At 33.5% G+C, this 23,488-nt stretch carries 23 protein-coding genes; 10 read left to right on the top strand and 13 right to left on the bottom strand.

Annotated features, from left to right (window positions below; genetic code table 11):
- The first annotated feature begins 227 nt into the window (after positions 1-227).
- The gene (locus tag I130_RS13435; RefSeq protein WP_034924176.1) at positions 228-938 is read left to right on the top strand and encodes a hypothetical protein; all 711 of its coding nucleotides are present in this window, start codon (positions 228-230) and stop codon (positions 936-938) included.
- A gap of 5 nt (positions 939-943) precedes the next feature.
- Here I130_RS13435 and I130_RS13430 read toward each other — a convergent pair whose 3' ends face one another.
- The 4 genes from I130_RS13430 to I130_RS13415 form a co-directional block, all read right to left on the bottom strand.
- Positions 944-2,365 (bottom strand): amidohydrolase family protein, encoded by a 1,422-nt coding sequence (locus I130_RS13430; RefSeq protein ID WP_051119718.1) that lies wholly within the window; start codon positions 2,363-2,365, stop codon positions 944-946.
- A gap of 171 nt (positions 2,366-2,536) precedes the next feature.
- Positions 2,537-4,006 (bottom strand): serine hydrolase, encoded by a 1,470-nt coding sequence (locus tag I130_RS13425; protein WP_232224093.1) that lies wholly within the window; start codon positions 4,004-4,006, stop codon positions 2,537-2,539.
- A gap of 169 nt (positions 4,007-4,175) precedes the next feature.
- Positions 4,176-4,733 carry a hypothetical protein gene (locus I130_RS13420; protein ID WP_034924173.1) on the bottom strand — a complete coding sequence of 186 codons (558 nt, stop codon included), beginning with the start codon at positions 4,731-4,733 and terminating at the stop codon, positions 4,176-4,178.
- 458 nt (positions 4,734-5,191) lie between these two features.
- On the bottom strand, positions 5,192-5,686 hold the full coding sequence (locus tag I130_RS13415; RefSeq protein ID WP_034924172.1) for a nuclear transport factor 2 family protein: 495 nt from the start codon (positions 5,684-5,686) through the stop codon (positions 5,192-5,194).
- 458 nt (positions 5,687-6,144) lie between these two features.
- Here I130_RS13415 and I130_RS13410 point away from each other — a divergent pair, with 458 nt between their 5' ends.
- The 4 genes from I130_RS13410 to ribB are packed head-to-tail and all read left to right on the top strand — an operon-like array spanning position 6,145 to position 11,822.
- Entirely contained in the window at positions 6,145-8,523 is a 2,379-nt protein-coding gene (locus tag I130_RS13410) for an FtsK/SpoIIIE family DNA translocase (RefSeq protein ID WP_034924171.1), read from the top strand.
- Positions 8,524-8,546: 23 nt separating this feature from the next.
- Positions 8,547-9,191, top strand: coding sequence for a LolA family protein (locus I130_RS13405; protein ID WP_034924196.1), 645 nt, complete (start codon positions 8,547-8,549; stop codon positions 9,189-9,191).
- A gap of 1 nt (position 9,192) precedes the next feature.
- Positions 9,193-10,635, top strand: coding sequence for an LptF/LptG family permease (locus tag I130_RS13400; protein WP_083932925.1), 1,443 nt, complete (start codon positions 9,193-9,195; stop codon positions 10,633-10,635).
- Positions 10,636-10,673: 38 nt separating this feature from the next.
- Positions 10,674-11,822: a 3,4-dihydroxy-2-butanone-4-phosphate synthase gene (gene ribB, locus I130_RS13395; RefSeq protein WP_034924169.1), complete on the top strand. Its 1,149-nt coding sequence runs from the start codon at positions 10,674-10,676 to the stop codon at positions 11,820-11,822.
- Between the two features lie 4 nt (positions 11,823-11,826).
- Here ribB and I130_RS13390 read toward each other — a convergent pair whose 3' ends face one another.
- A complete protein-coding gene (locus I130_RS13390) occupies positions 11,827-12,459 on the bottom strand; it encodes an NAD(P)H-dependent oxidoreductase (RefSeq protein WP_034924194.1) in 633 nt (210 codons plus the stop codon).
- Positions 12,460-12,635: 176 nt separating this feature from the next.
- Here I130_RS13390 and I130_RS13385 point away from each other — a divergent pair, with 176 nt between their 5' ends.
- The 3 genes from I130_RS13385 (at position 12,636) to I130_RS13375 (ending at position 14,646) form a co-directional block, all read left to right on the top strand.
- The gene (locus I130_RS13385; RefSeq protein ID WP_034924166.1) at positions 12,636-13,280 is read left to right on the top strand and encodes a vancomycin high temperature exclusion protein; all 645 of its coding nucleotides are present in this window, start codon (positions 12,636-12,638) and stop codon (positions 13,278-13,280) included.
- 61 nt (positions 13,281-13,341) lie between these two features.
- On the top strand, positions 13,342-13,698 hold the full coding sequence (locus tag I130_RS13380) for a phage holin family protein (RefSeq protein ID WP_034924161.1): 357 nt from the start codon (positions 13,342-13,344) through the stop codon (positions 13,696-13,698).
- A gap of 153 nt (positions 13,699-13,851) precedes the next feature.
- On the top strand, positions 13,852-14,646 hold the full coding sequence (locus I130_RS13375) for an HAD family hydrolase (RefSeq protein ID WP_034924159.1): 795 nt from the start codon (positions 13,852-13,854) through the stop codon (positions 14,644-14,646).
- 56 nt (positions 14,647-14,702) lie between these two features.
- Here the strand turns inward: I130_RS13375 and I130_RS13370 are convergent, their stop codons facing one another.
- A complete protein-coding gene (locus tag I130_RS13370; RefSeq protein ID WP_034924157.1) occupies positions 14,703-15,674 on the bottom strand; it encodes a L,D-transpeptidase in 972 nt (323 codons plus the stop codon).
- Between the two features lie 260 nt (positions 15,675-15,934).
- Between I130_RS13370 and I130_RS13365 the strand changes: the two genes are divergently transcribed.
- Positions 15,935-16,126 carry a cold-shock protein gene (locus I130_RS13365; protein ID WP_010229690.1) on the top strand — a complete coding sequence of 64 codons (192 nt, stop codon included), beginning with the start codon at positions 15,935-15,937 and terminating at the stop codon, positions 16,124-16,126.
- Positions 16,127-16,349: 223 nt separating this feature from the next.
- Positions 16,350-16,919: a hypothetical protein gene (locus I130_RS13360; protein ID WP_034924191.1), complete on the top strand. Its 570-nt coding sequence runs from the start codon at positions 16,350-16,352 to the stop codon at positions 16,917-16,919.
- Between the two features lie 6 nt (positions 16,920-16,925).
- Here I130_RS13360 and I130_RS13355 read toward each other — a convergent pair whose 3' ends face one another.
- The 7 genes from I130_RS13355 to I130_RS13325 form a co-directional block, all read right to left on the bottom strand.
- Positions 16,926-18,446, bottom strand: a complete 1,521-nt coding sequence (locus I130_RS13355; RefSeq protein ID WP_034924154.1) for a GH3 auxin-responsive promoter family protein — start codon at positions 18,444-18,446, stop codon at positions 16,926-16,928.
- A gap of 96 nt (positions 18,447-18,542) precedes the next feature.
- Positions 18,543-20,099 (bottom strand): NAD(P)/FAD-dependent oxidoreductase, encoded by a 1,557-nt coding sequence (locus I130_RS13350; protein WP_034924151.1) that lies wholly within the window; start codon positions 20,097-20,099, stop codon positions 18,543-18,545.
- 231 nt (positions 20,100-20,330) lie between these two features.
- On the bottom strand, positions 20,331-20,984 hold the full coding sequence (locus I130_RS13345) for a DsbA family protein (protein WP_034924149.1): 654 nt from the start codon (positions 20,982-20,984) through the stop codon (positions 20,331-20,333).
- Positions 20,985-21,020: 36 nt separating this feature from the next.
- Positions 21,021-21,332, bottom strand: a complete 312-nt coding sequence (locus I130_RS13340) for an EthD family reductase (protein WP_034924147.1) — start codon at positions 21,330-21,332, stop codon at positions 21,021-21,023.
- Positions 21,333-21,605: 273 nt separating this feature from the next.
- Positions 21,606-22,169: a carboxymuconolactone decarboxylase family protein gene (locus tag I130_RS13335; RefSeq protein WP_034924143.1), complete on the bottom strand. Its 564-nt coding sequence runs from the start codon at positions 22,167-22,169 to the stop codon at positions 21,606-21,608.
- Positions 22,170-22,277: 108 nt separating this feature from the next.
- Entirely contained in the window at positions 22,278-22,709 is a 432-nt protein-coding gene (locus tag I130_RS13330) for a hypothetical protein (RefSeq protein WP_034924140.1), read from the bottom strand.
- A 65-nt stretch (positions 22,710-22,774) separates the two neighbouring features.
- A complete protein-coding gene (locus tag I130_RS13325) occupies positions 22,775-23,338 on the bottom strand; it encodes a TetR/AcrR family transcriptional regulator (RefSeq protein ID WP_034924138.1) in 564 nt (187 codons plus the stop codon).
- Between the last annotated feature and the right edge of the window lie 150 nt (positions 23,339-23,488).

Below are 23,488 nucleotides of genomic sequence, written 5' to 3'. Positions count from 1 at the left end.
TTTCGGGTTTCGGGTTTCGGGTTTCGGGTTTCGGGTTTCGGGTTTCGGGTTTCGGGTTTCGGGTTTCGGGTTTCGGGTTTCGGGTTTCGGGTAATAAATTGTTAAAACCTTCGGTTTAATAATTCACCTTTTACTAAGAGCAAAATAACAGCTATGAAAATCAATAAAAAAATGCTATTTTAGACTGACAACAATTTGATTCGATATAAATAACAACTTCTAAATTCATGAGAAAAATAATTCTATTGCTCACTTGCCTTTTTTCAGCATTTGGAATTCAAGCGCAGGACTTGAATGGTGCTTGGCAAAGAGATCATACCTCTAAAGATGGCGATAAACTTAAAAGTGTAGTTATCATTTCTGATGGCTATCAAGTGATTAGCACCTATAATTCCACAACTGGAGAATTTATTGGCACTAACGGCGGAACTTTGAATTTAACAGACGATATTGTTACAGAAAAAGTAGAATTTGACTCCAAATATCCCGAGCGGGTTGGTATAGAAGAAAGTTTTAAAGTTTCTATAAAAGATTCTTTACTTGGCATTATAGGCACTGATATTAAATATATAAAATTAGATAACGGCTCGCCTGGAAAATTACAAGGTGCTTGGTTAATGTCTGGTAGAACTAAAGATGGAGAATCACAATCTAGGGACACTAGCGGACCAAGAAAAACTATGAAAATCTTATCTGGAACCCGTTTTCAGTGGATCGCGTATAATACAGAAACCAAACAATTTATGGGAACTGGCGGAGGAACCTATACAACCTCAAATGGGGAGTATACGGAAAATATAGAATTCTTCTCTAAGGACAATACTAAGGTAGGTAAAAGCCTGACTTTTAATTACAATTTAAGTAATGGGGATTGGCAACATTCTGGTCTCTCTAGTAAAGGGGATCCAATAAATGAAACTTGGAGTATTAGGGAATAATGCTTTTAATATAATCCAACTTTCCCCTGCACCGATTCGAATAATTTCTTAGAATCGAAACCAACTCCATCTTTAAAAATCACTTCCATTTTTCGGATATTCTTAATGTCTTCACGCAAATCTCCATCAATTAGAATGAGATCTGCTTTTTTTCCTTTTTCTATACTTCCAATCTCTTTTTGTCTTTTCAGAAAAACCGCACCATTTAGTGTTGCTATTTTGATAGCCTCAGGAATTGAAAATCCAGATTCCACCAGAATCTCTAAAGTCCTCTGGTTAGCATATCCAGCTACGGTTCTGCCCGCTCCTGTTGGATCTGTTCCTGCAACTAACTTCCCTCCTTTGTCATAAAAACGTTTGGTCCATTCCAGATCTTTCTTGTATAATGCGATGGCAGTAGAATCATTATTTATAGAACGATTATACTTGTTTTGAAGATCTTCCTGTAATTGTGGAATCAAAGCGCTAAATCCCCCGCCGGGAACTACTTCATAACCTGTGTAGGGTTCAAAAACTACAGGAGTTGTAGTAATGGTGGTATTGTTTTTAATGAGTAAGTCCATTAAAACTTCCATCTTAGGGTCATCGCTCTCCAGTTCTATCAAACTTTTTCGCCCTTTAAAAGGATCGCATAGGTCCTCCATTTTATCTGCAACAAAATCGCTAGAAGCCATAAATCCATGCTCCAAATTATCTATTCCTAAATTAGAAGCTTCTGCGTAGGTAAGAGAACATAAATGCCCGGTAACTTTAAGTCCGCGTTTGTGCGCTTCTGCCACACATATTCTCAAATCATCCTTGGTTATGTGATTATATACTTTAAAAGAAGTTACTCCTTTATCTGCCCAATAATTCACCATTTCAGCAACCTCTGCAGTTCCTTCTATAAAGCCGAGTTCTGGGATGTCATATCCCTCGCGTTCTATAAAAGGACCAGTTACATCCATTTTAGGACCGGTCATTTTACCTTCGTCTATCCATTTCTTTACATTAAGATCTGTTTGTGGCTGAATACTTCCGCCGGTTCTCATCGTGGTTACACCACCCGCCAAATACAATCTTGGAAAAGTAAAGGTCATTTGGTCTACACTAAACCAATTCTCAAAAGGCTTGCTATAAAATAAATGTTCGTGTAACATCACCAAACCAGGGATCACCGTCTTACCGGTTCCATTAATGATCAAAGAATTTCTGGGAAGTACTACAGAAACCGCATTTCCCACATCTTGTACAATTCCGTTGTTTAGAATGATCGTTTGTCCTTCTTTCACTTCTCCGCCGGTACCATCTATCAGGGTAACATTTGTAATGGCAATGCTATTAGTATCTACAACTATAAATGCCTTTACCTGTGGGGAAAATTCTTGCGCAAAACTCCCTAGACTTATTAAAAAAACGGTGATCCAAATTTTAGTGGTTCTTATCATCTAATTTATCTTTTGAAGGTTTATAACTATATAAGAATTTTCAAGATTTTAAAGACCCACTTTACTAGGCTCCGACTGAGCTAAAAATGATTCTTCCGAAATAACTCAAATCATTGATATTTGACAACTCTAAATTACAATAGGTTTCGGTTAAAGCTTTCAATGTTTGAATTATTCCTTTTGAAGTTTTTTCAGCATCTCTTTTCCATTATCATTACTAGGATCCATTTCTATAGACCTTTTGTAGTTGCTAATCGCTAATTCTTTATTTCCCACTTCCATATACGCTTCTCCCAAACTGTCGTACACATTAGAAGATTCAGGGAATTCAGACACATTCAGATTAAAAACCGCAATAGCTTCCTTATGTTTTCCAGCTTGTAAAAATTGATATCCTATAGCATTCATATCATTTTCCTTCAGAATATATTCCTTAGAAGCTTTTTGTTTTTTATATGCAGCAACGCCAGCTTCAACCCCGTTTGTATTGATCTCCTCCATTAAAAAATTTGCAAGCGATTTCTGCGGAAGATTATATGGCAAATCATTCAATATTTTATAAATGTTTTGAGTCATTTCGCCAAGATTAGTTCGGCCTGTATTATTAAGTAAAACTATGAGATCTTGATTTTTCGGAGTTCTGTTAATCATAGTGTTGAAGCCATTTATTCCGCCTCCATGACCAATTACAACTAAACTATCTGCAGAAGTTCCACTTGGCATTTTATCGGTTCCCCAACCATACCCATAAAAGCTATCTCCAGATTTAATATGTGCGGCAAACAGGAGCTCTGTGTTTTTCTTAGATAATATTTTATTCGAAGCTAAGGCCCTATCCCATATATACAAATCTTCTACTGTAGAATATAAAGATCCTGCAGCATACGGAATGGACATATCCAAATATGGGGCGTTAACATAAGAATTTCCTTGCTTCTCGTAACCAGAAGCTCTATTCTTAAGAATTAGGTCGTGATGATCGAAACCAGAATCTTTCATATTTAATGGTGTAAAGATCTTTTCTTGAAGATTTTCCTCATAAGATTTACCTGTAACTTTTTCTATGATCAACCCCAATAGAAAATAACCCGAATTGCTATATGTAAATTTTTCTCCAGGTTCAAATTCCAGTTCCATGTCTTTAAACAAAGCAGTGAATTCGTTAGGAGAAAAAGGATCCCGACTGGTCTCTGCGAAAAATTTAGGGAAAGAAGTATAATTTGGAATTCCCGAGCTATGTGTAAGTAAATGATGCAAAGTGATCTTGTCTCCTGTAGCTTTTGGATATTCCGGAAGATATGTGGCGATTGGTACATCCAATTTCAATTTTCCTTCTTCCATTAACTGAAGTATCAACATGGCTGTAAATTGTTTGGTAATAGAACCCAACCTGTGTTTTGTGACTGGAGTATTTGGAATATCCCATTCCATATTAGCTTTTCCAAATCCGTTCTTATAAATGACCTCCCCGTCTTCAGCAACTAAAACAGAACCATTGAATTGCCCGTATTCTGTATATAAGCCCATGAGGTCTTCTATTTGTGCCGCTTTGGTTTGTGCAATTAAGAATTGATTATTTAACAAGCCTAGAAGACAACAAATAAAAAAGAATCTTAATAATAGGTAAGGTTTCATATTCATAACAAGATGATTTAGATAGAAAATATTTACAATGAACTAATTATCAATAAACTAAAATACTGCTTATTTCAGTTGATACTGAAGTTAATTAGAGAAAGAAAATTGAATGATCATAAAAAAACCGGCTTAAGAATTTCTCGAGCCGATTTATATTAAAATTGATTTGGTATTAATCTACTCCAAATGTAGAAACGATCGTACTTTTTTCATCCAATGAATTTGGATTTCTAACTATCATTCCATATTCCCCAATATCTATTGACGTTATAGTGATTAAATAAGAAGATTCGCCAAACTTCTCTCCTACAAATTCTACATAGTCCAAATTATTATTTGATCCACCAGAAAAGGTTCCTGCAGATGATAATTCAGCTTTCCTTACTTTCTTTTTATCATCAAATTTAAAAAGACTAATTATTGAAAGTGGATCGGTTAAATTATCTACAGATTTAACTACGATCTTAAGATCGTTATTAGAACTGGTTCTTGAATTGGAGCAGCATCCATCCACTTCAATTTTAGATTTCACTTTACCTATTCCCACAATATACATGCTTGCTCCAGCTTTGGTCTTAATTTTTACAGTTTCCTTTTCTAATTTAAGACTAGTTGAATCTGCTTTTAGAATAAAAGCTTCTCCAATAAAATCGGGTTCTTTTACAAAACCTTGAGCAAAAAAACTGCTTGCTGTTAATCCAAACAAACACATAAAAATAAAATTTCTCATAAATATAAATTAAAATTCTGCCTACTCTAATTAGGTTTTTGGCTACCCCTATTTTTTATAAATCGAGAAAAGGGACATCTAATCCACTTTATAATATTGAATATTCTTAATTAATTGTGAAGTAATTAACTCCAAATTAAAATTTTAAAATTGATGTATTTCTCTTCTTGGTGTAGGGCCACCGGAGGAATGAATGGTAAACATACTTGATAAATCTAAAAAAGACAAGAATAAATTAAGATTTTTTTAACAATAAAGGAATTATTTAGCAGAAATAAGGAGTTAAACAAAGATTTCAATAGTCTATTTCATAATTATTTAATAATTCAATATCCTAGAATTACGCAGTTTTAATAACGTTAAGGCGTATGGGAGATTGAGATTAATTTATTCACATAGGAAGGAAATGATCCTTTAAAAATTAAAACCTTTTTTTAGATTTAAAATACCAAAATTCGTTAATTCCTTACTGCGGAAACAACAGAATTTCTTTTATCTATATAAGTACTTAATAGACCTTCTGTCTTCTTTTGAATTTGATGTTTCATATAGGAAGACCAACCTAATAAATAGCCACTAGCTCCTAAAGCTTGCTTGGACCAAGCCCAAAGATTAAAATCATCTATATGCTTCAGGATCTTTCCATCTTTAAATATAAAATTGGCAGTTACTTCATTAACCACCGCTCTTCTTTTAGGACCGTATTTGTACTCTGCTTTCCAAAATATCTTTGCGCGTTTATCATCCACTTCCAAGATTTCATAATTAATAGAAGCATTACTATCTTTGTTACTTAACAACATTTCCCACATATCTTTTGCCCTTTTACCTCTAAGGATTCCAAAGGCAGGATCTTGAAAAATGATATCCTTATGGTAACAAGCTATCATTCCCTTAGCATTCCCATCTGAAAATGAATTATAAAATTTTTGTATTAGCTCTTTATGCATCATTTTTAATCGACTTTAAATTAATGATAATCAGACTTTAAAAAAGTAATATTCCGTTTTTAAATATTGAAATTCATTTAAGTGTTTATGAGAAATATTAATAAAGGTAGATGAAACTTAAATATACTTTGTAGCGATACCATGAAATTTTAAAAACGCCATATTAGAAAATTCTATTAACTTAAGAAGGACCAAAAGTTTAGAAACCAATTAAATTGCAACCAATTCATAATCATTTTGGCATATATTCGGTTTAAATTACCTTTCAAAAAATAGTTTTATTTTCAAATAATCTGAATTAAGATTCCCACGACTCCTTAGAGCTTTCAGAATTTTATAGAATAAAATCCTTAGATTTGAGTTTATAAAAGTTAAAGTTCCTAATTGTTAATATTGAAGCCAGATTCTTTAAATTAGAATCTTGCTAATTTGTATTTTTGCCTAAACTCCCTTGAGAATTTATGCCCAAGAAAAAAGCCTCGACCAGAAAAACTAAAAATACGAAGATCAAAAAACCGGCATTCAAATTTACCAGGCAACATAAAGTGGTTTTGGGCAGTTTCCTAATGTTATTGGGGATTGGCTTACTAATCGCCTTTATTTCCTTTTTATTTAATTGGCAGGCAGATCAAAGTACACTACAAGATTTTGGGAACCGTGAACTAGTTGCTAAAAACTGGATGAGCAAATTTGGCGCAAGCATCAGTGATTATTTTATTTATAATGGCTTTGGACTTGCTGCTTTCATTTTGGCAAGTTTAGTTACACTTACAGGAGTTTATCTTTTCTTCGATTTTAAATTAAAAAACCTTTTCAAATTTTGGTTTTGGGGTTTATTAATGATGATTTGGTGGGCAGTATTCTTTGGCTTTTTTGCTGAAAAGAACGCAATGCTGGGAGGTCGTGTAGGTTTTGAGATCAATGATTATCTACAAGATTATATTGGATTAATTGGAACTACTTTGTTGCTAACTTTCATGCTTATTGCCTATTTGGTATTTAGACTTAAAATAACACCAGAACTTATAGGTTCATTTATTAGCACTAAAAACAAGGAAATAAGAGATGACTTTAAGAAAACTTCCGCAACATCAACAATTGATCCAACACCAGTAACCAAAACTTACGAAGAGGAGGATTGGGTTGCTGAAGTTGTAACTAAAAAAGAAGTTTCCAATATTGAAGATCAATCTACTCCCAATCCACTCACAGTTAAAAATGACACGCCTGCTCCAAAAATTCCTGTAATTGATGAGGAAGTAAAAATGGAAGTGGAAACCGTAGAAGAGGAAGAAGCTGAGGATACTTTAAGTACAAAATTAGTGAAAGATTTTGGTGAGTTTGACCACACTCTAGAACTCAAAAATTATAAATGGCCTACTATAGACCTATTAAAAGATTATAATGCCGGGGGTGGTGGTATAACAGTAGACCAAGAAGAATTAGAAGAAAATAAAAATAATATTGTCTCTACCCTTAAAAATTACAAGATAGAGATCGCACATATTAAAGCCACTGTTGGACCAACAGTTACTTTATACGAAATAGTACCCGAAGCAGGAATTCGTATTTCCAAGATCAAGAATTTAGAAGATGATATCGCCCTATCCCTTGCGGCCCTGGGAATTCGAATTATTGCGCCAATTCCGGGAAAAGGAACCATAGGTATAGAGGTGCCAAACAAAAACGCAACCATTGTTTCCATGCGTTCTGTGATCGCTTCGCCGAAATTCCAAAATGCAGAAATGGAATTACCTTTGGCACTGGGAAAAACTATATCTAATGAAACCTTTGTAGTGGATCTTGCCAAAATGCCTCATTTATTAATGGCTGGTGCGACTGGACAAGGTAAATCTGTTGGATTAAATGCAATATTAACTTCACTTCTCTACAGCAAACATCCCGCAGAGGTGAAGTTTGTTCTAGTAGATCCAAAGAAAGTAGAACTAACTCTTTTTAATAAAATAGAACGCCATTACCTGGCTAAACTCCCAGGATCTGAAGATGCTATTATCACCGATAATTCTAAGGTAATTGCTACCCTTAATTCGTTATGTATAGAAATGGATGACCGTTATAACCTTTTAAAGGATGCAATGGTTAGAAATATCAAGGAATACAATGTGAAATTTAAAGCGAGAAAACTAAATCCGGAGAACGGACATAAATTTCTTCCTTATATCGTACTGGTAATAGATGAATTCGCCGATCTCATTATGACAGCTGGAAAGGAAGTAGAAACTCCAATCGCAAGATTGGCTCAGCTGGCACGTGCTATTGGAATTCACTTAATTATAGCTACACAAAGGCCTTCTGTAAATGTAATAACAGGGATTATCAAAGCTAACTTCCCTGCAAGAGTTGCTTTTAGAGTGACGTCCAAAATAGATTCAAGAACAATTTTAGATTCTCAGGGAGCAGATCAATTAATTGGTCGCGGAGATATGTTATTTACTCAAGGGAATGATCTGGTGCGTCTTCAGTGTGCATTTATAGACACTCCAGAAGTTGATAAAGTCACCGAATTCATTGGATCTCAAAAAGCGTATCCAGATGCTCATATCCTACCAGAATACGAGGATGCAGAGAGTGGCACAGGACTTGATATAGATGTAAGCGAGCGAGATAAATTGTTCCGGGAAGCTGCAGAAATTATAGTAATTGCACAACAAGGTTCTGCCTCTTTATTACAAAGAAAATTAAAGTTAGGATATAACCGCGCTGGAAGAATTATAGATCAATTAGAAGCAGCAGGAATTGTAGGTCCTTTTGAAGGAAGTAAAGCCCGCCAAGTTCTAGTTACAGATCTCGTCTCTTTAGATCAACTATTAAACAATTGAGACACAAAATTAAAAAATTAAAAATGAAAAGATTAAGTATTGTAATGATTGCCTTATTTAGCGTTTTCGCTATGAATGCTCAGGAATCTGCAAAAGCAAAAAAATTATTAAGCGAAGTATCTTCTAAGGTGAAAGCCTATGACAATATGGTGATAGACTTTAAATACTCACTGGAAAATACTGCTGAGAGCGTAAGTCAGGAAACTCGCGGTGATGTTAGCATCCATGGAGATAAGTATCTTTTAAATTTAATGGGTACAACTCAATTATTTGATGGTAAGAAAATTTATACCATTATTCCAGAAGACCAAGAGATTAATATTTCTAACTATGTTGAGGAAGATGCTAATAATATTACACCTTCTAAAATGTTCTCTTTCTACGAAGAAGGATATACTTACAAATGGGATATTTCTCAGGATGTAAAAGGAAGGCAGATCCAATATATTAAATTGACTCCAATGGATAGTCATGCAGATGTAAAGAACATTTTATTAGGAATAGATAGCCAGACCAAGCATATTTATAACTTGATACAAACTCAGGATAACGGAACTAAAATCACTATCACTGTAAAAAGTTTTAAAACTAATCAGCCATTAGCTAAGAATTTGTTTAGCTTTAATGAAGCGCGATATAAAGAATTTTATATCAACAGATTAGACTAAATTGAAAATACTAGACCGGTACATATTAGTAAGTTATTTAAAAACATTTTTAGTTGTTTTTATCATATTGATGTTCATTTTTGTACTTCAAACTATTTGGTTGTACATAGGTGAATTAGCCGGTAAGGATATAGATGCAGGAATTATTTTAAAATTCCTGCTTTATTTTTCCCCAAAATTAGTGCCGTTAGTATTGCCGCTTACCATCCTGCTAACTTCCATTATGACTTTTGGAAGTTTTGCTGAAAATTATGAATTTGCGGCTATGAAATCTTCAGGAATCTCATTACAGAGAGCCATGCGGAGTCTTACGGTTTTTATAATTTTTATAAGCCTTGTAGCTTTCTTCTTTTCGAATAATGTGATTCCCGCTGCAGAATTTAAATCTATTAACTTAAGAAAAAATATTGCTCAGCTTAAGCCAACAATGGCTATTTCTGAAGGGGTTTTTAATGATATTCAAGATTTCAATATTAAAGTGGATGAAAAGACTGGTGATAATGATCAATATTTAAAAAATGTCATTATTCATCAAAAATCTTCAAGAAATGAAAATCTTACAGTTATAAAAGCTACTGAAGGAGAATTAGTAGGTAGTACAGATTCTGAAGTACTTTCTCTTATTCTGAAAGATGGAAATTACTATGATGAAATTCCGCAGAAAGATCCTTCTAAGCGAAGTAACAAGCCTTTTGCCAAGAGTTATTTTAAAGAATATATCATTAATATAGATCTTTCCAATTTCAACAATGTGGATATGGATGATGAGAATTATAGGAATTCTCAAAGCATGTTAAAGATCGGAGAACTTTCACAAAGTATAGATTCTTTCTCCACTTCTTACAACCAAGAATTAAATAAGTTTGCAGATGTAATTTATAGTCGTACCGGCGCAACTTATTTTGCTGCTAATTATAAAGCTAAAGATTCAATCACCAATTTTGATGATTCTGTTCTGGAATTATACGATAACAAGAATGGATTACAGATTGTTGAACTTTCTTTAGGTACTGTAAATGCAGCTATCTCAAATATTACTATTAAAAAACAGGAATTTAAGAATAGCACCAAGCAACTTAATAAATTTGAGATAGCCCTTCATGAAAAATATGTGTTAGGAGTTGCCTGTATTATACTATTTTTTGTGGGTGCGCCATTGGGAGCTATTATAAGAAAAGGTGGAATGGGGCTTCCTATGGTAGTTGCCATTTTAATCTTCCTCACCTATCATTTTATAGGGATCTTCGCAAAAAATAGTGCAGAAGATGGAAGTATGAGTCCGTTTCTGGCCTCTTGGTTATCCACACTAATCATGCTTCCCTTAGGGATCTTCTTTACATATAGAGCTACTACAGATCAAGGACTTTTGGCTGTGGGGAATTTTATGGCTCCAATTAACAAGCTTATTAAAAAACTCTTCAGGAGTAAGTCCGAAACAAAATAGATTAAATATCTTTGCAGCCTGAAAAAGAAACTATTATTATGCCGCAAGCAATCCAAAATACACAACAATTGAAATTACATTCTATCCAGGAAGCCATTGATGACATCCGGGGTGGTAAGATCATTATTGTTGTAGATGATATAGACAGAGAGAATGAAGGAGATTTTCTTGCTGCAGCAGAGGCTGTTACCCCAGAAATGATCAATTTTATGGCTACTCATGGTCGCGGTCTTATTTGCGCTCCTATTACAGAGGAACATTGTAAGGAGTTGAAGTTGGATATGATGGTTGGTAACAATACCGATCCACTAGAAACAGCTTTTACAATTTCTGTAGATCTTAAAGGAAATGGTGTAACCACTGGAATCTCTGCAGCAGATAGAGCAAAAACAATTAAAGCATTAATAGATCCAAATACAAAACCAATAGATCTAAGTAGACCAGGTCATGTTTTCCCACTAAAAGCTAAAGAAGGTGGAGTTTTAAGAAGAACTGGCCATACTGAAGCTGCTATAGATTTCGCTAGACTTGCAGGTTTCCAACCGGCTGGAGTGATCGTAGAGATCATGAATGAAGATGGAACTATGGCAAGATTACCTCAGCTCATCGAAGTTGCCAATAAATTTGACCTTAAGTTGGTTTCTATAGAAGATCTTGTAGCTTATAGAATGCAACATGATTCTTTGATAGAGAAAAAAGAGGATTTTAATATTAAAACAAGATTTGGAACTTTTAGATTAAGAGCCTACAAGCAAACTACTAATGATCAAGTTCACATTGCGCTAACCAAAGGTGTTTGGAAAAAGAATGAAGAAATTATGGTAAGAGTAAATTCTACCCTTATCAATAATGATATCTTAGGAACGCTCACCAACAATGCCGATAAGAAATTGGACGATATGTTCAAGGCTATAAATGATGAGGGACGTGGTGCGATAGTTTTTATAAACCCTGCAAGCCAATCTCTCAACCTGCTAAGTAGACTTTCAGAGTTAAAAGAACGTCAGAAAGTAGGTGAAGTAAAAGCACCTCCAATTGTAATGGATTATAAAGATTTCGGAATTGGCGCACAAATCCTGCACGATCTTGATATTCACAAAATTAAATTATTATCTAACTCGCAACAATCAAAGCGTGTAGGAATGATTGGTTATGGTTTAGAGATCATGCAATATGTAACTTATTAAGCTATTATTCCAGCTCAATAATCACATCTGATATTGGTCTTCGTACCTTTTTAAATTCAGAAAACATATCATCTTTTGCTCTAAACCCAACAGGCAATACCAATACCGATTTCAGGTTTAATTTTTCTAATCCAAGGATTTCATCGTATTTATCGGGTTCAAAACCTTCCATTGGGCACGCATCTATAGCTTCAGTAGCAGAAACTGTAAGCAAGGTTCCCATAGCTAAAAATGCCTGATTAGTTGCCCAAGAAGTAATTTCGTCTATATGCTTATTCTTAAAATCGTCTATTAAGAAATTTTTAAAAGGTGAAAGGATCTCGTTAGGAGTAGCACGGATTTTCTGAACATAGTTAAAATAGTTTTCTATGAATTCCTTATCTATCTCCCGTTCTATACAAAGCACAAGGACATGAGATGCAGATCCAACCTGCTGTTGATTCATTGAATATTTTACGAGTTCAGCTTGAAGTGTCTTATTATGGACAATAACCATTTTAATTGGCTGAAGACCATATGAAGTTGCAGTTAAGTTGAATGCATGCTTCAAGACATCTATTTTATCTTCAGAAAGAATTCTGTTTTCATCAAATTTTTTAGTGGCATACCTCCACTTTAAGGCTTCAATATTATTCATTCCTTCAGTTAAAATTAAGATTGCAAATTTAAGCATAAGTATTTGCAAGAAGAAGTAACTGCAGCTGTTATTCTAAAACCCTAATATATATGAGGAGCTAATATGCAAAACAATCAATGATAAAAATACTACATTTGTTAAGCACCCGTTATCTTCACATTCTACAAACTAAATAGATGAACAGGCTTAAGAAATATATAATTTACATACTTATTGTATTAGGAGGAGGAATCGCATTTATTTGGGGACTTAGCACTTACATATTAGAAACTACTGCAGATGTTATTTATTCGAAAAAATCTGATCTTCCGGTTTCTAATACCGTAATAATACTTGGTGCCAGTGTACATTCAGACGGAAAATTATCACCTATCTTAAGAGATCGAGTAGACACAGCATTAGATATTTATAGATCTGGCCTCGCAAAGCAGTTTCTTTTAAGTGGAGACAATAGACGAAATGATTATGACGAAGTTAGTGCTATGAAAAATTATTTATTGGAACGGGATGTGCCAGAGGATTTAATTTTTACAGATCCTGCGGGATTAGACACTTATGATAGTATGTATAGATCAGACCATATATATAAAATTCCAAATGCTGTGGTTATCACTCAAAAATTCCATTTACCTAGAACTCTTTTTATTGCTGAAAGTTTAGGATTGAATTATATAGGATTTCCTGCTACCGAGAAATATTACGAAACCGAAAGTGATTTAATAAGGCGTGAAAAACTTGCCAATATTAAAGCAGTGTGGGAAATACTTACCAAACAAAAACCTAAAGAGGTTGGTGGGGCAACACCCGTAAATCAATATTAAATTTTAATGAATTTTTGCTATAACTGTAATTGATATAATTTCTAACTAAAACTCGAATAATATGCTACAATGGTTACTACACATTATTATAGATGCGGGAGTGTTGCTACTTGCTGCTAAATTCATGGACAAGGTGGAGTTAAAGGGCTTTAAATCTGCCTTGATCGTCGCCTTAATTATCGGAGTATTTAGTTTTCTTCTAAGTTGGTTACTAACCTCTTTACTAAATATAGCAACGCTTGGAATTTTCTATTTCTTAGGACTAGGATTTATAACCAGAGTAATCGCTTATGCTATTATTATTGAACTTGCAGATCAAGTAAGTAAAGATTTTAAAACTATAGGATTTATAACATCCATTTGGCTGGCAGTTATTCTTGCTCTAGCTGGAGTATTGGTAGATGCTATGCTATTTTAAGAACCTTAACTTTAAAATTAAAAAGTGCCTTAGGCAAGTTCTGAGGAACTTTTTTATTCATATTATTCATCTATGCCTAAAGAGTTAGAATTGATCTAATATTAACTTTAACTGCCTGCATAAAGACTATATTTGAAGCTTTTAAAACTTACTATGATAAAATTAATTGTAACCGATATGGATGGAACCTTGCTTAATGATGAGCACGAAATTCATCCAGATTTTTGGGATATGGAACAGGAATTAACCAATAAAGGAATTATGTTCTCTGTAGCCAGTGGAAGACAATTTTATAATTTGGAAAGTAAATTTGAAAGAATTAAAGATCGCATGCTATTTTTTGCTGAAAATGGAACTTACGTGGTTTATAAAGGGAAAGAGATATATCTAAATCCTTTAAATAGGAACGATGCAAATAAATTTATTGAAATTGGCAGAAATTTAGAGCACACCCAACTAATTCTTTGCGGGAAGAATGCAGCATATATTGAAACTGATGATAAAATCTTTTATAAAGAGATCAATAAATATTACGAACGTTTAGAAATTGTAGAAGATCTCACAAAGGTAGATGATACAGTTTTAAAGGTTACTCTTTGTAATTTTAACGGAGTAGAAGAAAATACATTTCACCATTTCAACGATTATAAAGACAACTTTAAAATTGCTATCGCGGCAAGTGTATTTATAGACATTACTTCAATTTCAGCAAATAAAGGAAATGCTATTAAAGGGATTCAGAAGGAGCTAAATATTACTCCAGAAGAAACTTTAGTTTTTGGAGATTATTTAAATGATCTCGAAATGATGCAGAATGCTAAATTTAGCTATGCCATGAAAAATGCACATCCAGAAATTAAAACCGCCAGTAATTTTGTGACAAGTTTTGATAATAATGAAAATGGTGTCCTTAGAACTATTGAAGAATTAGGACTACTAAAAGCTTAAACATAAAAAAAGGCTCACTTTATTAGCGAACCTTTTTAATTTATACATGGTTTTCCCTAATTATATGTAACTACTGTTCCTTCATCTAAAGATAATTCCTTATCTAAATTATTAGGATTTAACGTTTTAATATATTCATTGTATTTAGATACATATTCTTTTAAAGTATTTAATTCCTCGTCTATTAGATCATTATTTGATCTATCTGTAGCTAATTGCATCCATGGAGCTTCACTCTTATAATCGTAAGCACCAAATACCATGAAAGGAGTTCCTTTTTTCAGAATTTTTTGACCAGAAGAATTCAATTCCCATTGTTTTGCCCAATCATATATATATTGTGCATCTTCCATATATAGTCTTACACAAGCGTGGCTGGCAGGATATCCAGGTAGATCATATTGATGCACTCCTACTCCTTCAAAATTCATGAAATTAAAATAGTATGGTAATATCCATGCTTCATCCACAGTACTTATCTTCCTTTTGGCCTTATAATTTCCATAATGTAAACCATTTGGTGTAGGTGTAGAATTTTTTCCAGAACTCACAGGACCCCATTTTATAAGATTCCCATTTTCATACAAGGCAAAACCTTGTACACGCTGAGAAATAAGAACTGTCTTAGGAATAGCACTAAGTATATCCAGTTTCTTCGGAAATGGAGAATAGTTAAAAATATCCTCGAACAAGGTATCGGGTATCACAATACTTTTACCTATTCTAACTTTGTTCGCTTCAACCCTATTAAGTGCATAGATTACTTTTTTATGAGCTTCAGAATATTTGTTTTTGAAACTATCTAATTCAACAGAAGTCTTAAGAGAATCGATTTTGTAGTTTATAACTAGTGGTGGTACAACAATTTCTTCAGGCACCTGCTTTATACTATCTTTTGGCGCAGCATTTTCATCTGAATTTTCAGGTTGATTAGATTTTTTGTCTTCACAAGAAATACTAATTAAAATGATACTCATTAATAATACAAATAATAAACTAGGAGCTCTAAAGGGGGTTTTTATATTCATTTGGGCAAATTCAGTTTCACATAGAATTGTTTAGCAAATTTCGCAGTATCAAGTTTAAATGTCATGTTATTTTTATATACTTTAACAAAAACTGAACCTCACTTAATAAAGAACTAATAATACCATGAAAAAAAGGTAAAAAGCAAATCTTCAAGTCTTTAACATATTTTTAAGAAACAAAACTTTAACTAAAAAAAAATCAATAAATTTTAGTTAGTGAATAAATAACTCTATATTTGCGTAAATTAAATTTATACATAATGAATAGAGGTACCGTAAAATTCTTTAACGACACAAAAGGATTTGGATTTATCACAGACGAAGAGTCTAACAAAGAATATTTTGTACATGCTAATGGTCTTGTTGATGAAATTAGAGAGAACGACGAAGTAACGTTTGATCTTGAAGAAGGAAGAAAAGGATTAAATGCAGTAAATGTAAAACAAGCTTAGGCTTCGTTTATAGTATACTATACTTTGACAATTTTAAAGCTTTACACGATGTGTAAAGCTTTTTTTTTGTTTTAAACTTTTCTAAATTCTTTTATGGAACGATTTTAGAACATTACCTTTAAACATCAAAATCCAAATTAGTACGTTGTTAAATATAAAAGCCAAATTCTTATTTGTATTGTTTTCTGTAATACAAATAGTTGCTTTTAGCTCTACCCTTAATATGAAAGATATAGATACTCTTAAAATTACTAACAAGATAATTCCAGAATCTATAGCCAAAGAAATCACCACTGCTCTATCTCATTATCCAGAATTAAAGGATACTCCAATTGAATTTAGATTCAAGGAAAAGATAAAGAAATCTTTTATGCAAGCGCAGCCTAAGTTCTCTGGCATATTTAAAAACAAAAAGAATCGTTCTTATTTTGTAATGATAAGTGAGAGTTTTAATATTGAAAACGAATCATTTTCCATATCTGAAGTCCCATCTGAAGTTCTCGTAGGATGGATAGGGCATGAACTTGGACATATTATGGATTACCAAGAAAGGAGCGGTTTTAACCTAATTCAATTTGGAATAGGCTACCTGACTTCCCATAGATTTATAAAAGAGGCTGAACGAGCTGCAGATACCTTTGCAGTGAGTCACGGAATGGGAAAATACATTCTTGCCACCAAAGATTTCATACTAAATCATGCACATCTTTCTAAGGTCTACAAAGACAGAATTAGAAAATTGTATTTATCTCCTGAAGAAATTTTATTGTTAGTGGAAGAATTAAAAGATTAGCAAGGTTTATAAACTACTAATAAATTTTTCCCATTCTCCGAACTTCTCCTCGTTCATCACCCGTTCCATTTTTACTTGTCCGCCTTTCTTTTTATTTAGGGCATTCCATTCATAAAAATGATTTGGAGGAATAGTAGTAACCTTTACACCTTTCAGGGCTTTAGATCTAGCTACTTTGTAATTTTTATTAGCATTTTTAAGGGACTCGTCTAAGGCTTCAGCTAGCTCTTCATTACTTAATTTAGCCTCTGTTCCTAAATACCAAGAATGATGAAATTCACCATCAATTCGAACAGCAGCTAAAGTGAATTCTGGGATCTCGATATCATATTTTTTCTCTAGATCTTGGATTGCATCATTCATCTTATTTACTGAAAGTTGAGAACCAACCACATTTAAGAAAAATTTAGTTCTCCCCGTGATCTTGATCTCATGCCTACTAACATCTGTAAATTTAATAGTATCACCTATCAAATATCTCCATGCTCCAGAAACAGTACTTATAAGTAAAATGTAATCTTCTTCTTCTTGGACATCTTTGAGTTGCACTACAGGCGCGTTATCTGTAATAGAACCATCTTCATTTACATACTCTGGTTTAAACGGAACAAATTCAAAATAAATCCCATTATCCAGAACCAATTTCATTGAATGAGTTTCTGGGCGTTGTTGGTAAGCCATAAAACCTTCTGAAGCCAAATAAGTGTCAATCACTGTCACTGGATGAGCTAATAATGCATTAAAGCTTTTTTCGTATGGCTCGAATGCTACTCCACCAGAAGTATACACTTGGAAATTTGGCCATATATCGTGTATGTTATTGACATTATGATGCTCAATTACCTTTTTAAACATCAATTCTATCCAAGATGGAATTCCAGAAATAGCTCCTATATCCCAGATTTTAGCATTCTCTGCAATCATTGCTACTCGCTCATCCCAGTCTTCGATCTTTGCGATTTCTTCCCCAGGCTTATAAAATCCTTTGAACCAAAACGGGATATTACTAGCAGAAATCCCACTTATCTCGCCTTCTTCATGATCGCCTTCTTTTTGTAAATCTGTAGAACTCCCCAACATCATAATCTCTTTTTCAAAAAATTCTGTTGGAAGATTAAAATTAGCTAAAGCACCAACTTGTTTAATCCCTGAGGTTCGAATGGCTTCAACCATATCATTAGAAACAGGAATACGTTTGCTTGTTTTCCCAGTTGTACCAGAGCTTAATGCAAAATAGGGCGGATTTCCAGGCCAAACAACATCTGTTTCCCCTTCATGCATTTTGTACCACCATTCTTCATTGATCTTATTATAATCAAAATTCGGGATACGCTCTGCATATGCCACGCGAATATCGTCAGCTTCTAAGATCTCTTCAAAATTGTAGTGTTTCCCAAAAGCTGTATCTTTTGCTTTATACAACAAACTTTTTAGAACTTCCAATTGTGCTTCATCGGCATTAGGCTCAGAAACAATTTTATCTCTTAAATCTATTAAACCTTTAATAATCGATCCTATTATTGCCATGACGCCTATTTTACTTTGAATTTAGGCAAAAGTCAAAAATAGCCTCAAAATTTGGACTATAATTATATAATTTTTAACCTTTTTATGGAAAGAAGGCTATGAATTCATCAACACAATACAGCTCTCTGCACACTTTTCACCATCTATGGCTGCAGAAATAATTCCGCCTGCAAAGCCCGCTCCTTCCCCACAAGGAAATAAACCTTTGATCTGGATATGCTCTAAGGTTTTTGGATCTCTTGGAATTCTTACTGGAGAAGAAGTTCTAGATTCTGGGGCATGAAGCACAGCTTCGTTAGTGAAATATCCTTTCATCGTTTTGCCAAATTCCTTAAATCCCTTCTGTAAGGTTGAATGAATAAACTCTGGAAAAACATTTTTAAGATCTACGGAAGTCACCCCAGGTTTATACGAAGTTTCGGGTAAATTGTTTGAAGTTCGGCCTTCAACGAAATCTACCATTCTTTGTGCAGGAACACGCTGAGTTTCTCCGCCATAAACCCAAGCGCTCTGTTCGATGCTTTTCTGAAATTCCATTGCGGCCAGAGGAGAATCTCCAAATGCTTTAAAATCATTTAGTCTTAATTCAACCACAATTCCAGAATTGGATGTAGGCTGATCTCGCTTACTTGGAGACCACCCGTTAGTAACCACTTCTCCCGGACTTGTTGCGCAAGGGGCAATTACTCCTCCAGGACACATACAAAAAGAGTACATTCCTCTTCCTCCAATTTGCTTAACAATACTGTATGGAGACGGAGGTAAAAACTCTCCTCTATCATCACATTTATATTGGATCTTATCTATTAATTGTTGTGGATGTTCTATTCTAACGCCCAAAGCAAATGGCTTGGCTTCAATTTTAATTCCTTTTCTGTGAAGTAATTCAAAGATATCCCTTGCAGAATGACCAGTGGCAAGGATGATGTTTTTCGCATTGAAGTGTTCACCTTTCAAAGTCTTTATTCCCTTGATTTCATTATTAACAATAAGAATATCGGTTACTCTTGTTTCAAAAAGCACCTCCCCTCCCATCTCAATGATCTTTTTACGAATACCTGAAATTATTGCCGGTAATTTATTAGTACCAATATGAGGATGAGCATCAACTAAAATTTCACTAGTAGCACCAAAGGCTACTAATAATTTTAAAACCCTATTTACATCTCCTCTTTTCTTAGATCTGGTATACAATTTACCGTCACTGTAAGTTCCGGCTCCACCTTCTCCAAAACAGTAATTGGAATCCTCATTTACAATATGCTCTATATTTAAGGCTTTAAGATCACGCCTTCTATTACGAACATCCTTCCCTCTTTCAATAATAACCGGCTTTTTACCCAATTCTATGCACCGAAGGGCCGCAAAAAGTCCAGCAGGTCCGGCCCCAATTATAAATACTTCTTCTTTGTCGCTTACATTCGGATAATGCGGAAGCTCTAGAGGTGTTTTTTTTATAGATTCATTTACGTACACATCCACTTTTAGATTGATCTTTACAGATTGCTGCCTAGCATCTATAGATCTTTTTAAGATTTCTATATGCCGAATTTCTTTTGTGGATATTCCAGAATGCTTTGAAACTTCTCTTAATAAAAGTTCTTCCTTAGCTGCTTGTTCTGGGCTTACACGTAATTGGTACTCGTATTTCATGACTCTAAATATGAGGCAAATTTAAGTATTTATAAATTCTTATTAATGGCTCCTAATTTTATGTTTCTTTAAACTATTTATTAAACAAAAAGACTCAGCTCCATATTTATATAAAAATATGGAGCTGAGTCTTTTAAAAAATAAACTAATAAAAACTTACATGAGAGATTGTTTTCTCTGAAAGCTTAAAACGATCTTTATACCACCAAAGTCTGATGAAAACATAACAGATTATTTTATATTTTCTTGCAACATTTCAGTTAACACCTCTTTAAATACAGAAACAGGTTGTGCCCCTGTTACTGCACTCTTTTTATTAAATACTATTGTTGGTACAGAACTCACTCCTAAATTTTGCCAGTATGCTTCTTTTGTTTTAACCTCAGTTCTGGCCTCATCACTTTCTAATCTTGCCATTCCCTCATCTACATTTAAACCAACTTCTTTCAAAGCTAACTTAAGGATCTCTTTTGTAGATACGTCCTTTCGTTCACTAAAGAAAGATTCAACTAATCGCATTTTTAATTCTGTTTGCTTGCCGTTTTCCTTGGCATATTCTAGCAAAATATGGGCATCTCTAGTATTAACCATTCTCATATCATCGAAATAATCAAATTTAAACCCAAGTTCAGATCCAACTTCCTTCATATGTTGTTGGGAACGTTTTTGATCTTCCAAACTAGCACCATACTTATTCGCAATATGCTCTTGCACATTCTCCCCTTCTACTGGCATATTTGGATTCAATTCAAAGGGATGCCATTCAATTTCTACTTTATCTTCAACTCCCATTTCAGCAATAGCCTTTTCCAATCGCTTGTAACCAATGGTACACCAAGGACAAACCACATCTGATACTATATCTATTTTTATTTTTTCGCTCATACTAATTATTTATTATTGTTTTCTTAAGAAACTAAATTAGCTTACAATTTCACTAATCTGAAGTTCACCTTCTACATTAGTATAATTCGGAACATCTGCTGCAAATTTTTCGGCATGAGGGCCAAAAGATGATTGGAATGATGCTACAGATTCAAATGTTAAATGTGCTATAGCAACGTATGGTGCAAGTGCTCCAGGAGTTCTTCCGCCAATACCAATATTAAATTCCATTCCTTTTAGAGCATCTCCCAAATCTTCAGCGATCATTGGTAAATGGGAGTTTTTATAATATTCTGAATCAAATTTTGTTTCTGGTCCGTTAGGATACATTACGCTTACTTTTATCATTGTTATTTTTTTTAAAATTAAGTTATTTCTTATCAAGTATAAAAACCTATCAGTCAACTCAGATTAATTCGCTTTTACACCTTAAATAAAGTCTATCGTTTTTATTGTAATAGCAAATCGTCACCCAGAATTAAGTTCAGGGTCTCAATCATTTGTATTTATATAGAATTTTATAAGATTCTGAAACAATTGCAGAATGACATTTTATTTATTGTTTTAAAAATGCCTTCTGAAAGAACATCCAGAAGGCTTATTTTAATTACAGCCTAGGTATTAATCTGTTTTGTTCCCTTTTTTCCAAGCAAATTTTTGGAAAGCTGCATCTACTGGAGTATTTGCAATGTGATTGGTGTAATTACTTATTGTCTTTTGAGATAGTCCAAGGATAATCTCCAACACTTGTCTTTCCCCATATCCAGCATCATAAAATGCTTGAATTTCATTGTCATCTACATTACCTCTATTGCGCACTATAGATAAGGTCATTTTTCTTAATGCCTCCAATTTTGGATCTTCAAGTTGAGTTCCATTACGCAAAGCTTCAGTGATTTTTTCATCTACCTCCATCATTGCAGCAATACCTGTATGTGCTGGAACACAATAATGACATTCATGTTCTACGTTAATAGATTGCCATACAACGGTTAACTCTTCATTATTAAAAGAGGAGTCAACAAATAGTTGATGTAAAGTTTGATATGCTTCTAATATCCCCGGGGCTCCCGCTAATACTCCGTGCAAACCTGGTATCATTCCATATGCTTTTTTTGAATTTTCTAATAGTGCTTTACTTTCTGCTGGTGCAGATTCGATTGTGTGAACTTTTAATGTACTCATAGTTTAAAATATTTAATATAATTGTTAATAATTTCTAAGTCTAGGCTTAGGTTAAATTTAAGAATGTTGATTTCTATATTTTTAATAACTGAAATTTCATAATTCTGTTTACCAGTTCTCAGCTAAGTCTTTCATATAAGAGCTGAAAGTACCGCCTTGAAATCGCTCATACAGCAAATGCATTTCTTCCCTTGTAAGAATTCTATCAAATTGAGAAGAGGTGGTTTCTAGAAATCGTTGAAATTCATCATAATTTGCAGCCTTTCTTACATTCCTTCTTAGCAATTTGGTGAGTTGATGCTCTGTTAATGTATTTCCATTTAAACGAAAATTAACTTTCGAGCTTTTAGATTGTTTCAGGAAATCCCTATACTTAAAGTCTTTGTTTAAAAGAATATCTGAAGTAAACTTATTAAGTCGACTATCCTTTTCGTTCTTTGCCTCATTTCTTGAGTCAGCATTCAAAACCACTGCATAATCCTGAGCAGTGAGAGATACTGAGTAAACCAGTATAATAAATGTTAGTATTAAATTTTTCATATTATTAAAGTTTTAAAATTATTATTATTTTCTAAGCAAACGCTTAGTTTAATTGTAAAAAAATATTACATTTTATTAAATATCATTTCAATGTAATCTTCAAGTTCAGTTTCGTTTTGAATTCTGGAACCTAATGAAAGTCCTAGCATAGATGTGGTTAAATAATTGGCTTCTCTCTCTACTAGATCCTCTGTTCTAAGTTTATCTTGTTTTAAATTATTAACAAATAGGGATCTTAACTCCTCGGTAAATTTCATTAACTCCACCATCAAGTCTGGTTCAGCTTTATTTCCAAGTTCACTTACCGTATTACATACTAAACAGCCTTTCCCCTGTTCATTATCTTTTGTAAATTCCAAAAAGTTATAGAAGAACTGCTTTATCCCTAAAATCCCGTTATTAGAATTTTTAAGAATATTTCTAATACTATTCAATTCACTTTTGTATGCTTTGATACTTTCAACAAAAACTCCATGTTTATTTCCAAAACTAGAATAAATAGAAAATTGATTGATCCCCATTTCCTTTTCCAACATACGTACAGAAGTTGCTTCGTAGCCATTACGCCAAAAAAGGTTCATGGCCTTTTGGATAACATCTTCTTCCTTATATTGCTTAGTTCTTGCCATTGTTTTTAATTACACTGCAAAACTATGCGATTGCTTAGTTATAAAAAAATATTTAACTTTTATTTATAGGAATCAGCGTTTCTACACCTCTTAAAATTATATACCTATTGGAGAATTTCTATGTAAACGCCCATTAATCAGGTTAAACGA

This window comes from Gillisia sp. CAL575 (assembly GCF_000403785.1).
In the GTDB taxonomy this organism is placed as follows: domain Bacteria; phylum Bacteroidota; class Bacteroidia; order Flavobacteriales; family Flavobacteriaceae; genus Gillisia.
Note: the sequence above shows the minus strand (reverse complement) of the source record. Positions and strands in the feature narration are given on the sequence as shown.

What these genes read in the sequence shown, in the direction of transcription:
- I130_RS13345 (WP_034924149.1), bottom strand. Translation starts at nt 20,984, where the DNA reads ATGAGCGAAAAAATAAAAATAGATATAGTATCAGATGTGGTTTGTCCT.
- I130_RS13330 (WP_034924140.1), bottom strand. Translation starts at nt 22,709, where the DNA reads ATGAAAAATTTAATACTAACATTTATTATACTGGTTTACTCAGTATCT.
- I130_RS13335 (WP_034924143.1), bottom strand. Translation starts at nt 22,169, where the DNA reads ATGAGTACATTAAAAGTTCACACAATCGAATCTGCACCAGCAGAAAGT.
- I130_RS13415 (WP_034924172.1), bottom strand. Translation starts at nt 5,686, where the DNA reads ATGATGCATAAAGAGCTAATACAAAAATTTTATAATTCATTTTCAGAT.
- I130_RS13405 (WP_034924196.1), top strand. Translation starts at nt 8,547, where the DNA reads ATGAAAAGATTAAGTATTGTAATGATTGCCTTATTTAGCGTTTTCGCT.
- I130_RS13435 (WP_034924176.1), top strand. Translation starts at nt 228, where the DNA reads ATGAGAAAAATAATTCTATTGCTCACTTGCCTTTTTTCAGCATTTGGA.
- I130_RS13370 (WP_034924157.1), bottom strand. Translation starts at nt 15,674, where the DNA reads ATGAATATAAAAACCCCCTTTAGAGCTCCTAGTTTATTATTTGTATTA.
- I130_RS13430 (WP_051119718.1), bottom strand. Translation starts at nt 2,365, where the DNA reads ATGATAAGAACCACTAAAATTTGGATCACCGTTTTTTTAATAAGTCTA.
- ribB (WP_034924169.1), top strand. Translation starts at nt 10,674, where the DNA reads ATGCCGCAAGCAATCCAAAATACACAACAATTGAAATTACATTCTATC.
- I130_RS13340 (WP_034924147.1), bottom strand. Translation starts at nt 21,332, where the DNA reads ATGATAAAAGTAAGCGTAATGTATCCTAACGGACCAGAAACAAAATTT.
- I130_RS13390 (WP_034924194.1), bottom strand. Translation starts at nt 12,459, where the DNA reads ATGAATAATATTGAAGCCTTAAAGTGGAGGTATGCCACTAAAAAATTT.
- I130_RS13355 (WP_034924154.1), bottom strand. Translation starts at nt 18,446, where the DNA reads ATGGCAATAATAGGATCGATTATTAAAGGTTTAATAGATTTAAGAGAT.
- I130_RS13380 (WP_034924161.1), top strand. Translation starts at nt 13,342, where the DNA reads ATGCTACAATGGTTACTACACATTATTATAGATGCGGGAGTGTTGCTA.
- I130_RS13360 (WP_034924191.1), top strand. Translation starts at nt 16,350, where the DNA reads ATGAAAGATATAGATACTCTTAAAATTACTAACAAGATAATTCCAGAA.
- I130_RS13350 (WP_034924151.1), bottom strand. Translation starts at nt 20,099, where the DNA reads ATGAAATACGAGTACCAATTACGTGTAAGCCCAGAACAAGCAGCTAAG.
- I130_RS13425 (WP_232224093.1), bottom strand. Translation starts at nt 4,006, where the DNA reads ATGAATATGAAACCTTACCTATTATTAAGATTCTTTTTTATTTGTTGT.
- I130_RS13410 (WP_034924171.1), top strand. Translation starts at nt 6,145, where the DNA reads ATGCCCAAGAAAAAAGCCTCGACCAGAAAAACTAAAAATACGAAGATC.
- I130_RS13385 (WP_034924166.1), top strand. Translation starts at nt 12,636, where the DNA reads ATGAACAGGCTTAAGAAATATATAATTTACATACTTATTGTATTAGGA.
- I130_RS13375 (WP_034924159.1), top strand. Translation starts at nt 13,852, where the DNA reads ATGATAAAATTAATTGTAACCGATATGGATGGAACCTTGCTTAATGAT.
- I130_RS13420 (WP_034924173.1), bottom strand. Translation starts at nt 4,733, where the DNA reads ATGAGAAATTTTATTTTTATGTGTTTGTTTGGATTAACAGCAAGCAGT.
- I130_RS13365 (WP_010229690.1), top strand. Translation starts at nt 15,935, where the DNA reads ATGAATAGAGGTACCGTAAAATTCTTTAACGACACAAAAGGATTTGGA.
- I130_RS13325 (WP_034924138.1), bottom strand. Translation starts at nt 23,338, where the DNA reads ATGGCAAGAACTAAGCAATATAAGGAAGAAGATGTTATCCAAAAGGCC.